The organism is Methanolobus profundi, from assembly GCF_900114835.1.
Classification (GTDB): domain Archaea; phylum Halobacteriota; class Methanosarcinia; order Methanosarcinales; family Methanosarcinaceae; genus Methanolobus; species Methanolobus profundi.
The window spans coordinates 953,952-967,486 of record NZ_FOUJ01000001.1; the positions used below are offsets into that span (position 1 = coordinate 953,952).

Here is a 13,535-nt window from a genome sequence, read left to right on the forward strand (position 1 = left end):
AAATTGTCAACCATTACAGATCCATGATCTGTTCTGTTGACCTGATACATAATTCACAGAACAATGTTCAGGAATGCAGCGAACTGAAATACCCCCATTCCTGGACCTTGACAAAAAGATCGGAGGTATTCTATGGAAGAAAATGAGATCATCAACGGACTGACCGATTCAGTGGTCAATGGAAAGAAGGATCAGGCAATCGAATTAGCAGAAAAGGCACTGGCAGAAGGTATTGATCCTTACATAGCAGTGATAAATGGTCTTGCAAAGGGCATGGAGATCATGAGCGAGAGATATGAGCAAAAGCAGGCATTCATGCCACATCTCCTGATGGCTTCCAACGCAATGTACGGAGGTATGGACGTACTCGTACCACACATCAAGACCGAAGGTGAAGGAGCAAGAAAGGTCCTTGTCATCGGCAGTGTGGAAGGAGATGTACACGATATTGGAAAGAACCTCGTAAAAACCATGATGAGTGCTGTTGGTTTCGAGGCTATAGACCTTGGTAAGGATGTACCTGTCGAACAGTTCGCAGAAGCTGCTGTCGAGCACAAGGCAGACGTCGTATCTATGAGCACACTCATGACATCAACAATGGATAACATGCAGAGGGTCATGGACAGTCTTGAGAGCAGAGGCATCAGGAACAACCTGAAGGTGATCATCGGTGGTGCACCTATAACTGCAGACTTTGCAGACGAGATCGGTGCAGATGCGACCAAGACCGATGCCATGGAAGCTGCAAGATGGGCACAGGATGCAGCAGCAGCACTTTCACCTGAAAGGTGGAGCTAAAGATCAAACGACTACAGAAAAGGCACAGACAACATGTTCGGCCTTATCTGATCCATGCCCATGCCCTGGTTCACAGATCAGACAGGCCACACAAAGCAACAACCAACCATCAGGAAGAACTGCCGACTATCAAAGACTCACCCGGCAGTTAATACGCACATTCGAACAGGTCCGTGCCGGTACTGTAGTATGATGACGGGACCCTGACAGCTAACTAAGGAGGAATGGACATGTCAGTTGGTCCTGTTCATCCTATATCCATTTCACAGAGAATTAAAAACAAAATTTGTTCCCTGATCCGTGATACGGGTCTTATTTCATAATTATAAAGATTACAGGAGTTCACTTCAATGGAAGAATACACACCAAAAGAGAGACTGTCACGTGCATTAAGAGGAGAAGCAGTTGACAGGATGCCAGCTATCTCTGTTACACAGACAGGAACTGTGGAACAGATGGAAGCCTGTGGTGCATTTTGGCCGGAAGCTAATGAAGATGCACAGAAGATGGCAACACTTGCAGAAGCAGGACATACTGTCATTGGTCTTGAAGCCGTGCGTGTTCCCTTTGACATCACAGCAGAAGCCGAGTTCTTCGGATGCAAGATAAAGGACGGTACCAAGGAACAACAGCCATCTGTTGTAGGTCACGTAGTAAAGTCTATCGAAGATGTCGAGAAGCTCAAGGATTATGACATCAGTGAAGGCAGGATCGGCGTTGTATGTGATGCCATCAAGATACTTGCAGAGAAATACGGTGAAGAACTGCCTATCATGGGTAGTATGCTCGGTCCTTTCTCCCTTGCACAGCACATGAATGGTGATGACTGGTTCATGGCTATCATGACCGATGAGGATTTCGGTTTTGCTCTTATGGAACTTACTACCGAGTTCAACATAGAATATGCAAAGAAGATGGTCGAGAACGGAGCAGATACAATGGTCATAATAGACCCAACTGCAAGTGCAATGCTTATCGGTGACGAGTTCTACCAGAAATTCGTGGTACCTGCACACAAAAGAATAGTAGATGCAATGCGTGAACTGAACGTTGCCACCGTACTGCATATCTGTGGAGATACAACACCAAGTCTGGGACTTATGGAATCTTCAGGAGTTGACGCCATAAGTGTTGACCAGAATGTAGATGTTGCTACTGCTCTCAGCAAGGTTGACAAAGCAGTTATCGTCGGCAACCTTGACCCGGTAAGTGCCCTGTGGAAGCAGTCCCCGGAAGATATCAAAGAGGTATCAAAGGGCATACTGGAAGCAGGGGTCGGGCTTCTGGGACCAGGCTGTGGTATCGTGAGCAAAACACCAAATGCAAACCTGCAGGCTATGGTCGAAATGGCCAAAAACCACAGGTATTAGAAATTCAAAGATCAAGATCAAAGATAATGTCTCCCAGTTGTCTCTTTCATGTTCAATGACCTTCCACCAGGAGAGATTATCAATTTGATATGATGGGACCTGAATATCAAGCGCATCGGGTTCTATCCGGAGATCTACCTCCGCACTTCCCTGGCCAGTGCCTTATCAACACTGGCTTTTTATTTTTTTAGGGAACTGAAACATCAGATAAGAACAGGAGTTCTAACTCCGATCCTCTCTCCACAATATATGAAAAATGTAGTGATCGATATGTCATCTCAATTAAAGGTATTCTTAGATACACAGGAACTTCAAGATCCTATGCCACTTCAATATATGAAGACATCACTTGAGGAAAAGAGCAGGATACTTCTCAATGATCCACAATATTTCTTCATCTTTATGCTCTCAACGATATTCGGTGTCCTCATATATTACAGGGCTACCGTTGACGAGATCCTGCCTACGATAGTGCTTTCACTGATCTGGGTCCTTTTCTGGAAGAACACCGACCAGAAGGGCAGGATATTCCTTGTTATAGCAGCTGTCTTCGGTTATGTGCATGAACTTCTTGGTGTCAGCTATGGATATTTCACATATCTTGGAGGATTCATAGGCGGATCCCCGATCTGGCTCATCCCGGGTTACGGAACGATATTCTGGTCATCCTATAACCTGTGGGAGATCTTCGAGAGAACGTATTCAGAAAGAAGATGGTTCCGGTTCACGAATATATTCATACCTGTCAGCCTTGCTTTATTGATAGCTATTGATCACATGGTTTTCGATCTGGCACTGAAACCTCTCAGCATACTGGCAAAGTTCACACTTGCACTCATGCTCTTCAGGACATTTGAAGGAATAAGACTTGCCTATTTTGTGGCTTTCTTCACTGTTCTCACAGAACTTACAGGAGAGATGATAGGTACGTGGACACACCCTGAATTCTCGCTGATATCCCTGATGGCAGGCTATGTGTTCCTGCTATGGGTCTGTCTTACGATAAATGATGCTTCAAAGGGCAGGATATCAAAGAACGGAAAAGAGGTCATTGCAGGCTTATTCCTTACGACCTTCTACATATTCCTCTTACTTGGATCAATTTCGGTATAAGATATAAAGAAAACAACAGGAACGAAGTGATACACACGATGCAACCTGACATCAGAACCATATTTGGCGCACAGAAGGAAAAAGTACACAGAAAGGGTTCACTTGATGCAAAAGAAAGACTTGAGCGTGTACTTCGCATCGATAGTTACCTCAGGGATGAGAAGAACCTGCAGGATCTTTATGAGGCGCTTTACAATGATCTGAGAAAACCAGAGGTTGAGGTCATAGCAACAGAAGTGGGCGTTATCCAGGCCCAGATATCCTATATCAAAAAGAATCTGCAAAAATGGGACCGTGATCACCGGGTCTCCACTCCGTTGCCATTGCTCGGTACACGGTCCTATATCCGCTATGAACCAAAGGGAGTAGTTCTCATTATCTCTCCATGGAACTTTCCCCTCAACCTCTCCCTTGTACCTCTTGTCTATGCATTAGCAGCAGGTAATGCTGTTATATTGAAACCAAGTGAGATCTCGTCCCATACTTCAGCTTACATCAGGAAGATGATCACTGAACTGTTCAGATGGAACGAAGTAGCCGTTGTTGAAGGTGATGCAACGGTAGCAACAAAGCTGCTGGAATTACCTTTCGACCACATATTCTTCACCGGCAGTCCACGTGTTGGAAAGATAATAATGGCAAAGGCTGCAGAGCATCTTACCAGTGTGACCCTGGAACTTGGGGGGAAGTCTCCTGCTATCATAGATGAGACCGCTGACATCCCACGTATTGCAAGACGGCTGGCATGGGCTAAATCGATCAACTGTGGTCAGACATGTGTTACACCGGACCACGTTATCATCCATGATTCTAAGAAAAAAGAGTTCATAGAAGAGTTCAGGTCATCTATCACAGAGCTCTACAACAGGGCCGGAACCGGTACTGAACACTCACCGGATTATTGCAGGATCATAAACCCTCATCATTTTCAGAGACTTGGTTCTCTCTATCAGGATGCAATAGATAAGGGTGCTCACCTGCTTACCGGGGGTAACTTTGAGGAAGATGACCTGTTCATCGCACCTACATTGCTTGATAATATCTCCGAGGATATGAGCATTATGCAGGAGGAGATATTCGGGCCTCTGCTCCCCGTTATTACCTATAATGACAGGTCTGAGGTGAAGGATATCATCCGCAGACATCCAGATCCCCTGATGCTCTACATAGCCAGTGATGACAGGAAGAACATCCAGTATTTCATGGATGGAAATCCCGCTGGTGGCACTGTTATCAATGACTATATGCTCGGTTACAGTAATCCGAACCTTCCTTTTGGCGGAGTAAGTAACAGTGGCATGGGAAAGTCACTTGGTTTTCACTGCTTCATGGAGTTCTCCAACAAGCGGAGTGTTATCCATCGTAAGTGGGGGTCGCTGGATATGATATATCCACCCTACAGCGACCGTGTATTGTGGATGGTAAGATCATTGTACAGGTGGATGTGACCATGAAAGAGAGGGAGATCCAGAATGACCATGTCACTGAAAAGTGCAGGAAGACCGTCCTTATTACCGGAGGAGCAGGAGGTATTGGTCAGGAGCTTGCAAAGCTCTTTGCCCGTGATGGTTACGACCTTGTATTGGTTGACAGAAACAAGGAAGAGCTGAAGAAGGCCAGGGATACTTTGCAGGGTATCAACCTGAACATGAGTGTATACCTGCTGGCACAGGACCTTACAGAACCGGATGCTGCGGAAAAGGTCTATTCATATACATGTGAGCAATGTGCCAGTATCGATGTGCTGGTGAACTGTGCGGGTTTTGGGACATACGGTCCTGTCAATGAGAAAGATGAGGATAAGGAACTTGACATGCTGCAACTGCATGTTATCACGCTCTACCGGATGACACGGCTCTACCTGAAGGATATGGTCGAAAGAAATGATGGCAGGATAATCAATCTGTCATCGATATCGGCTTTCCAGCCAAACCCGTATTTTGCCACTTATGGTGCCAGCAAGAGCTTTGTTCTGAACTTCAGCAGGGCGCTGAACTACGAACTGAAGGAGAAGGGACTGGATGTGAGAGTGATGGCGGTCTGTCCGACCGCTGTGAAGGATACGGGATTCAGGACGGTGGCAGGAATGGACCACACCAAGACGTTTCGTTCATGGATGTCAGTGAATGCCGGTGTTGTTGCACGTGATACCTACCGTGCGCTTGAATGTGAGAGGGATGTGGTGATACCGGGCAGAGGTCTTGGTCTTTTGCATCGCATTGCCTGCCGTCTGCCTGTGAGCTGGCTGATGAGGATGTCACGTTCAGAATTGAGGGAGGACGGTGGTATCCGTTCCAGAGAGACGTTTATCTGCTCCTGTGAAAAGGGAGCTGATCAATAATGTGTTCGAGGTGAGAAAAATGGAGATAGGATGTATGGAAAATACAAAGAATGATGTTTGTGGAAAAAATAGTGATAATATTCCTGTGATCCAGGTTTTAAGTACAGGCACCAGGAACACCTGCAAGACAGATTGTCTTGTTTGTGGTACTGAGGTAGATTATATGAGCGAGCCGGTGAATGCGACCTGTCATTACTGCGGAGTTGAGGAGAGGACGTATTTCGTGTGCAATGACGGGCATTACGTGTGCAACAGGTGTCATTCCGAAGATGCGATGGCCGTCATTGAGAATATCTGCAGGACTACGGATATTGCAGACCCGCTGACCATTGCGGAGATGATCATGGAGCACCCCAGTATCCATATGCATGGACCGGAACACCATGCTCTTATCCCTGCGGTCCTTGTTACCGCCTACCAGAACTATACAGGTAATACGGATAAGGGACCGATCGTTGAGGCAATGAGACGTGGCAGCCTGGTCCCGGGTGGCTACTGTGGTCTTTATGGAGCATGTGCTGCCGGAATAGGAGTGGGTATTGCCATGTGCGTGCTGCTGGAAGCCACTCCCCTCACACCCGAGGAAAGAGCACATGCCAACTGGGCCACTGCCTGTACCCTGAAATGCATAGCCGATGCAGGCGGTGCCAGATGCTGCAAGAAGTCGACCCGCATCTCACTTGAAGAAGGAATGAAGTACCTCTCCGATATGTTCGACCTCGGCTGGTACGAAAAAGCAGACTTCCATGTGAATTGCGACTATACACAGTACAACAGGGAATGTGACACAGATTGCAGGTATCGGAGCGAAGGCTGATACCTGTTTTTGTTTTATCTGGTGATTTTATTTATTTTTTGTGATATGGTCTTTTGTTTATGATCGTAAAATGAGATTGCGTAAAATTTCAAGTTGATATCAAAGTCCTTTGGTTCAAACTATAGAAGTAGCAATGTTATTTTGGGAAGTAGGTAAGCTCGAAGAACGGAACTCTTACTTTTAATTTCTACTGTATAGTTTGTTGAAGAATCGAGAAAATATGAAACTTTCGTTCTTACAAATAATCAGAATCCTCAAGAGTTTTTATTTTTGTGTGGAAATAGAAAAGATTATAAGATACCTGAATTATGGGATATTATAGGGATAGTTCCTATGATCAAATGGTCGTAGCTCGGGTATAATAACTACAAGTCAAAGTGATCTTCTTGAAAGAAGTTAAGAGCAGGGTCCGGAATATTTTACTAATTGTATTGGCATTTTCAATTTTGATAACTCTTATACTAATTGCTCTGACTTATCCTGACTATAACGATACAATGACGGAGAAACAAAAGCAGTTGCTCGCTGACAGTAATATTTTGCAAACTGAGTATGGAGATATTGAATATGCTGTGAAAGGAGGAGGGACACCTGTCTTAATGATACATGGAGCAGGCGGTGGTTATGATCAGGGTCTCTGGTTGGGTAAAGTGTTTTTCGGGGACGATTATAAATTCATCTCAGTCTCACGATATGGCTATCTTCGATCAAGCATTCCGAATAATGCATCGGTAAAGATGCAATCTGAAGCGTATAAGCCTCTTCTGGACAGTTTAAACGTAGACAGAGCAATTGTTATTGGTGTTTCGGCAGGAGGGCCTTCAGCCACTCAGTTTGCCAATGACTATCCCGACAGATGCTCAGCATTGATATTGATATCTGCTGTAAGCATGGGGCCGGCACCAGATGACAAAGACCCCTTTTATGTTGGTATTATTCACACGATCCAGCAATCCGATTATGGATATTGGATTGTTACAAGATTTTTCCAGCCCACAATTCTGGAACTGATGGGAATTCCCACCGACGTATATGAAACATTCGATCCTGAGCAGAAAGAACTAGCACAGGAAATGCTTGATGTAATGCATCCAATGTCTCAAAGGTATGAAGGCACTATAAACGATGAAAGAATGATTAGATCATATACTGTGCCTGCAGATAATGTCAGTTCACCAACGTTAATTATCCACGCCAAAGATGATGTGCTGGTAAGTTACAAACATGCAGAAAATGCTCATAATAAAATAGCTCGATCACAATTGGTGTTATATGATACCGGTGGTCATGGAATGCTGTCTCAAATGGACAGTACAAGGCTGCTTGTAAAAGACTTTCTGAATGGATCCACTTCTAACAGCACCAATTATGTATCAGAACCTCAAGATATTTAATCCAAGTATGAATAATTTAGCCTATGACATACAAGAGCCTTTCAGATTCCTTGTTGATCTCTCAATTATCGACTTGATCGAGTTGGATAAAATGGATAACAAGGAATTCATCAGGCTGAGAGTTATTCTCTCAGCTCAAACCATCAGGAACAAAGAAGGTTGACTGAGGAGTTCAATAACTGGATATACACGACATATATTCATTCACATTCATGAACAGTGATACTCCAGTACCCTTTTGAATGTGCTGATCTATCATTCCCTGTTAGCACTATCGTTGTCGTCAAAGAGGACGAGGTCTGTATGTCCGAATCCCTTAGAAAAGTCCAGAATTGACATCACGGTGGTACGGATATGATACAGGTTGGTATTGGGGTCGGGGAAGACCTTGTCGCCGCCGTCGTAGGTGATCTTTGCAAGTTCTGGCATTTTCTCTAACAACCTACGGTGAAACTCCCTGGCTACCGTTTCGTCGTTCACCTCTTCGGCATATCCAGCCAGCGAGATACCGCATCCATTCAGCAGATCCTCATAGAAAGGCCAGATAGCGATCGATACACGAGGGTCATGTGCAATGTTCTTCGCCTTTGAAGTGTACCTGGATGTTTCAAAATAAATGTCAGGCCCCATATTCACGAAGCTGACGGTATTGACCTGCGGCCATCCGTCTTCCCGCACGGTGGAGATTGCCATATCCTTACAGGATGAGACTATCTCGATTATCTTCTCATACAATTCGTCATTCATCTCGTCGATGCTATTCGAAAAGGTTCTTTTCTGCATCGATCCATCGACCTTGTTTTGAACCCTTGGAATTCCCGTGTCCTGTTCGGTCATTTCAGCTTCCTTCGCTTTTATTACATCCCATTTTTACATCAGTTATGCGCAAATAATTGCACATTATAATATTGTTTTTTGTATTCTATATCATTTATGGAACATTATTACTGAATAACTTAGCAATGCATCTCTTTCGATCAATTGAGATACGTGGATATAAAAAGAAAATAAAGAACAGGGTTCTCTAATAGTTATACAATAACGGTGTCTGCTCAGCCATTTTCATCTGTAGTTCAGAAAAGCTCTTCCACACACACCTTAAGCTCACGGTAAGCATGCGTATCTTCTATGCTCTGCGGACCCGTGGCGAAAGCTTCCAGCATTGAGCGATAGTACCATTCCTGTTCTTCCTTTGCTGCGTTGAAATTGTCCCAGAAGCCTTCTCCCTGCATCCTGAGTTCACTGATGAGATCCCTGATATTTGCAAGCTTGTCCGCACATGAGAGAAGTTTGACATCACGGTCAGCACTCTTGATATCCATAATGGTATGTTCCTTTCGCTGCTTCCAGGTACGTGCCTTGTCACCGGTGGCAGGCTCCCTTAGCTCTTCAGGTTCGGTAACAGCATTCACATAGTCAGCAACCTGCTGGCCGTATTTATCTGCTATTGTTCCAATGTCAACATCGGTATCTTCAACAACATCATGGAGCAATCCTGCCATAACAAGTTCAATAGATGCATTCTCTTTGAGAAGCGTGGACGCTACGTCCATTGGATGCGATATATACAGAGTACCGGACTTTCTCAGATCATAACTGTGTGCACCAACGGCAAACGCGAACGCATCAGCAAGATCTGTGAGATCTGCCTCCTTCTGCACCTCATACTTTTCCTGAAGGTCGGTCAACTGTATCCTGTAGTTTGCCATCCTCACGTGTTCGTAAACAGTTAATTTGCCATCTATCTCTGTTATTATCATCCTGTAAGCATCGCTTGCCCAGATCCTTCTTAAAGGTTCCTCGGAAAGCTGATCCAAATAACTGAACACTTCGGGTGTCTCTAGAGGTTCAGGAACATCGAGCGTATAGATAGTGATCCCATTCCCTTTTTTCTCAGTATTGATGCAATACTGACTGATAATTTCGCGTATTTTCATGATGATAACTCCCTGATCGGTATAGATGGTCTTAATACTTGATTGGCAGGTCTTTATCCATATGCTTTAAAGTTAATGGTGTCCCATCCCATTGGATGATCATCTGAAATGACCCATGCTCACAGGACGGCCACCAGGTCATTAATATGCAACAGTATACTTTAAATACGACATGTGCATAAGTGCAGCATCAACTTTGATTTGAGCAGTATCTGCTCATGTGGGTGTTGATCAGTTGAAAAAACGATTACTTGATGTAATATATGCTTCTGATAAGAGAAAGAATGTGCTATTATTGTTACAGAATGGTTCACAGAAAATGGAGCATCTTCTTGATTCAATAAAAACAACAAGGCAGGCACTGCTCCCTCAAATAAGGATCCTTGAAGATCATCATCTTGTAAGGCACTATAACGATACTTATGAACTAACGACCATTGGGAAACTTATCGTAGATGATATGAGACCTTTATTATCAACGGTCGAAGTACTCGGACCAGACATTGACTACTGGGGAACACATAACATTGACTTCATTCCACCCGATCTCCTGAAAAGGATGAGAGAATTCAAAAATTGCAAGATCATAAACCCTTCTGTCACAGACCTATATTCAATGCACAAAAGTTTTCATGATAAGAAGAATACAGGATCTGTCTTTAAAGTGACAAATTTCCTTTATCCGGATTATCGTACAATATTCAATGAACTGCTAGAGAACAATGTAACTATAAATTATATTGTCTCGCAGCAGTTACTTGATAAGATAAAGACTGAACACTATGAAGATTTCAAATTTTTTATTGGATCGGAATTCTTTAATCTATACGTTTACAACAATGGATTTAAATTTCTGTTCTTCACATTCGATGATTTTCATATCGTCATCAGTCTCTTAAGAACAGATGGAGATTTCGACGGCAAGTTCATTCTATGCAGTGACCCTGATGCTCTCAAATGGGGAAAAGACCTATTTGACCATTATTTGAAGGATTCTACACAAATAACAGAACTTTGATGTTCTAACAGTAATGTGATCAGAACAAGAGAAGTCGTTTTGATCACACTCTTATCCGATCACTCTCTCATTCTACGACCATAAAATGTGACATTTATTCAGGCTTCATGGTCATCCTTGAATTCAATATCACGATGACTGCCATCACAGAACGGTTTATTTTTAGATGCTCCGCATCTGCAAAGGGAATAATGGTCCTGTGTCTCGGGTACTGAGCCCTCTGGGTCATTAAGTTCTATACCTGTGACATTATAAGGTCCATCTTTTAGAATAGAGATCTCCGGTTCTTCCGAGTAATCCTTATTCAATTCCCCGTTGATGGTATAGCTCAATGCACCGGAAGGACATGACCTGATAAGAGCTGCTACCTCTTCAGGATCTGCTGCATCCGGTTCTGCCCATGGATTCCTTCCTCTTTCAAAAACCGCAGGCAGATTGTGAACACAGTAACCTACATGACAACACACACCTCTGTTACGATGGATAGTGATATTCTTCCCGACGTAATTCTCCATCCTGTCAGGAACACGGTCTTCTTCTTTTTCCCCGGAAAAACCGATCTTTGCATGTGTTCCATCACAGAATGGAGTATTTGCCGAGCCTCCACACCTGCAAAGTGTCATAACGGGTTTTGTCTCAATTAGAACACCCTTTGAATTCCTGAGCGTCTTAACGTCTTTAGCAATATACGGACCATTTTTTGATACCTTTATTGAAGGTCTGGATTCTTTATCCACTGACACACCTCTCTAAACTAGAATTTGTCTGCATCCGATTTCTAATTTTTGCAGGCATCACTCTCTGAAAGAGACGGATGTATCTGCATATATCATTGAAATTTATCTGATGGTATGTCTCCATTTATCCCATCAGAATTTCGTTCCGGCGTATTATTTTTCCGGGTTTGCAGCAGTCCAGGCCTTGTCGATCTCTTCAATGTTCAGGTTCAGATCGAGCATCATTAACTTTTCAAGGTCTTCATTATGCTTCTGATACATCGATATGTAACTGTCCTCACCTTCATGGTGCATTTTATGCAATTCCGGCATCATCTCTTCATCCTTTTTCCGGAAAATACGCATCAATTTATGCGCTTCATATGGATCGAACCCGAGAAGTTTCAATGCATCCTGTCCCAGTGCCAGAGCACTGCCAAAGGTCTCCCTTCTTATCTGGGTGATTCCCATATCCATGAGCTCATGAGCAGACGCACGGTCATAGGCATTGACTGCAATTTTAAGATGCGGATAGTGCTTACCTGCTAATTCGATCAGCTTTCTCGATTTATCTACATCACCTATGGCGATCACTAAGAGCTCAGCTTCAGCAGCTCCGGCAGCTTCGAGAAGGTCAAGTCGTGTAATATCTCCGTAATACACCTCAAATCCGAATTTTCTCAGAATATCCACATTATCCGCATCATAATCAAGAATGACCGGTTTGATCCCGGCAGAGATAAGGAAACGACCAAGATCAGTTCCCAGACGACCAAATCCGGCAAGGATAACCTTGTGTCCGGTGTGATCGATAGTATCTGAAGTACGTCTGGATGCATCATCCCCCTGAGCACGTGTACTGAACTTCTCATATACCAGGAACATGAGCGGAGTAAGGAACATGGAGATAGCAACTGCGGAAATAAGGGGTTCTATAGTTTGATCAGGCAATACCCCATTGGTCCTTGAGAACTGGAAAAGGACAAATGCGAATTCTCCTCCCTGAGCAAGTGCAACAGCAAAAAGTGAACGGTCCTTTTTCTCCATTTTAAAGAAAGAACCAGTACTTACAAGGACCAGCCATTTGAAACCTATCAGGCCTGCAGTAAGTCCTGCGATCAGCATGATCTCTTCCCCTATCAATGTGAAGTTGAGACTGGCACCAATGGAAATGAAGAAGACGCCCAGTAACAGGCCCTTAAATGGTTCTATATCACTTTCAAGCTCGTGACGATATTCGCTGCCTGCAAGAACAACACCGGCAAGGAAGGTTCCAAGAGCAGGGGATAGACCAACTGCAGTCATAAGTATCGAGATCCCAACTACAAGGGCAAGGGCAGCAGCAACAAAGATCTCCCTGACCCGCGTAGCTGCAATGGTCCTGAATATTGGTCTGCTTGCATATTTACCTATGAAGAAGATAGACAGTATCGCGAGCAGCGTTACAATGATCTGCATGTATTCCGGCAGTGCGCTGATATTAAACAGGGCTGCTTCAGAATGTCCGTCGTCATGTATAGCGATGGTTGCCAGAAATGGCAGAACAGCAAGCATAGGAATGACTGCCAGATCCTGGAAAAGGAGGACCGAGAAGATAGACCTTCCGGAAGAGGTTCTCATCAACCCTTTCTCCCGCAGGGTTTGCAAAACTATGGCCGTAGAGGAGAGGGAGAGAGTAAGACCAACGGCCACTGCCTGTTGCCAGGGCAGAAAAATAAGTGCTATACCGGAAATGATGACACTCGACAGAACAACCTGCATTCCACCCATTCCCAATATTGGAGTACGCATCTGCCAGAGCAGTGATGGTTTAAGTTCGAGTCCAACCAGAAATAGCATCATCACTACGCCAAACTCTGTGAAATGCATGACCTCTTCAAGGTCAGCAATGAGAGAGAGACCAAAGGGTCCGATGACGATACCTGCGATGAGATATCCGAGCACAGAACCAAGCCCCAGTTTCTTGGCAATCGGAACGGCAATGGCTGCTGAAGCCAGGAAAATAAATAACTGTAACAGGAAACTTTCCAC

At 44.2% G+C, this 13,535-nt stretch carries 14 protein-coding genes; 10 read left to right on the forward strand and 4 right to left on the reverse strand.

Annotated features, from left to right (window positions below; all coding sequences use genetic code 11):
• Positions 1-132: 132 nt before the first annotated feature.
• The 9 genes from BM008_RS04395 to BM008_RS15095 all read left to right on the forward strand — a co-directional run bounded on the left by BM008_RS04395 (position 133) and on the right by BM008_RS15095 (position 7,996).
• On the forward strand, positions 133-798 hold the full coding sequence (locus tag BM008_RS04395) for a corrinoid protein (protein ID WP_091933657.1): 666 nt from the start codon (positions 133-135) through the stop codon (positions 796-798).
• Positions 761-991, forward strand: a complete 231-nt coding sequence (locus BM008_RS14710; RefSeq protein WP_143072276.1) for a hypothetical protein — start codon at positions 761-763, stop codon at positions 989-991. The genes BM008_RS04395 and BM008_RS14710 overlap by 38 nt, the downstream gene beginning before the upstream one ends.
• Positions 992-1,148: 157 nt before the next feature.
• On the forward strand, positions 1,149-2,168 hold the full coding sequence (mtbA, locus tag BM008_RS04400) for a methylcobamide:CoM methyltransferase MtbA (RefSeq protein ID WP_091933661.1): 1,020 nt from the start codon (positions 1,149-1,151) through the stop codon (positions 2,166-2,168).
• A 249-nt stretch (positions 2,169-2,417) separates the two neighbouring features.
• Positions 2,418-3,281, forward strand: coding sequence for a hypothetical protein (locus tag BM008_RS04405; protein WP_245747868.1), 864 nt, complete (start codon positions 2,418-2,420; stop codon positions 3,279-3,281).
• 38 nt (positions 3,282-3,319) lie between these two features.
• The gene (locus BM008_RS04410) at positions 3,320-4,729 is read left to right on the forward strand and encodes an aldehyde dehydrogenase family protein (protein WP_091933664.1); all 1,410 of its coding nucleotides are present in this window, start codon (positions 3,320-3,322) and stop codon (positions 4,727-4,729) included.
• A complete protein-coding gene (locus BM008_RS04415; protein WP_245747870.1) occupies positions 4,696-5,622 on the forward strand; it encodes an SDR family NAD(P)-dependent oxidoreductase in 927 nt (308 codons plus the stop codon). Before BM008_RS04410 ends, BM008_RS04415 begins: the two co-directional genes overlap by 34 nt.
• A gap of 34 nt (positions 5,623-5,656) precedes the next feature.
• Positions 5,657-6,439 (forward strand): DUF5714 domain-containing protein, encoded by a 783-nt coding sequence (locus BM008_RS04420; protein ID WP_245747872.1) that lies wholly within the window; start codon positions 5,657-5,659, stop codon positions 6,437-6,439.
• A gap of 386 nt (positions 6,440-6,825) precedes the next feature.
• Positions 6,826-7,833, forward strand: a complete 1,008-nt coding sequence (locus BM008_RS04425) for an alpha/beta fold hydrolase (protein ID WP_245747873.1) — start codon at positions 6,826-6,828, stop codon at positions 7,831-7,833.
• Between the two features lie 7 nt (positions 7,834-7,840).
• A complete protein-coding gene (locus BM008_RS15095; protein ID WP_245747874.1) occupies positions 7,841-7,996 on the forward strand; it encodes a CRISPR-associated endonuclease Cas1 in 156 nt (51 codons plus the stop codon).
• A gap of 92 nt (positions 7,997-8,088) precedes the next feature.
• On the opposite strand, the gene BM008_RS04435 is transcribed toward BM008_RS15095, so the two are convergent.
• Positions 8,089-8,616 (reverse strand): pyridoxamine 5'-phosphate oxidase family protein, encoded by a 528-nt coding sequence (locus BM008_RS04435; protein WP_177187963.1) that lies wholly within the window; start codon positions 8,614-8,616, stop codon positions 8,089-8,091.
• Positions 8,617-8,906: 290 nt separating this feature from the next.
• Entirely contained in the window at positions 8,907-9,770 is an 864-nt protein-coding gene (locus BM008_RS04440) for an HD domain-containing protein (RefSeq protein ID WP_091933673.1), read from the reverse strand.
• Positions 9,771-10,005: 235 nt separating this feature from the next.
• Here BM008_RS04440 and BM008_RS04445 point away from each other — a divergent pair, with 235 nt between their 5' ends.
• Entirely contained in the window at positions 10,006-10,788 is a 783-nt protein-coding gene (locus BM008_RS04445) for a helix-turn-helix transcriptional regulator (protein ID WP_091934245.1), read from the forward strand.
• 98 nt (positions 10,789-10,886) lie between these two features.
• On the opposite strand, the gene BM008_RS04450 is transcribed toward BM008_RS04445, so the two are convergent.
• Together BM008_RS04450 and BM008_RS04455 are read right to left on the reverse strand one after the other, a co-directional pair.
• On the reverse strand, positions 10,887-11,525 hold the full coding sequence (locus tag BM008_RS04450) for a CDGSH iron-sulfur domain-containing protein (protein WP_091933676.1): 639 nt from the start codon (positions 11,523-11,525) through the stop codon (positions 10,887-10,889).
• Positions 11,526-11,678: 153 nt separating this feature from the next.
• A complete protein-coding gene (locus BM008_RS04455) occupies positions 11,679-13,535 on the reverse strand; it encodes a monovalent cation:proton antiporter-2 (CPA2) family protein (RefSeq protein WP_091933678.1) in 1,857 nt (618 codons plus the stop codon).

Bases quoted from the DNA above. Each gene is read 5' to 3' on its own strand.
- BM008_RS04440 (WP_091933673.1), bottom strand. From the start codon at position 9,770: ATGAAAATACGCGAAATTATCAGTCAGTATTGCATCAATACTGAGAAA.
- BM008_RS04420 (WP_245747872.1), top strand. From the start codon at position 5,657: ATGGAAAATACAAAGAATGATGTTTGTGGAAAAAATAGTGATAATATT.
- BM008_RS04395 (WP_091933657.1), top strand. From the start codon at position 133: ATGGAAGAAAATGAGATCATCAACGGACTGACCGATTCAGTGGTCAAT.
- BM008_RS15095 (WP_245747874.1), top strand. From the start codon at position 7,841: ATGAATAATTTAGCCTATGACATACAAGAGCCTTTCAGATTCCTTGTT.
- BM008_RS14710 (WP_143072276.1), top strand. From the start codon at position 761: ATGCAGCAGCAGCACTTTCACCTGAAAGGTGGAGCTAAAGATCAAACG.
- BM008_RS04405 (WP_245747868.1), top strand. From the start codon at position 2,418: ATGAAAAATGTAGTGATCGATATGTCATCTCAATTAAAGGTATTCTTA.
- BM008_RS04435 (WP_177187963.1), bottom strand. From the start codon at position 8,616: ATGCAGAAAAGAACCTTTTCGAATAGCATCGACGAGATGAATGACGAA.
- mtbA (WP_091933661.1), top strand. From the start codon at position 1,149: ATGGAAGAATACACACCAAAAGAGAGACTGTCACGTGCATTAAGAGGA.
- BM008_RS04410 (WP_091933664.1), top strand. From the start codon at position 3,320: ATGCAACCTGACATCAGAACCATATTTGGCGCACAGAAGGAAAAAGTA.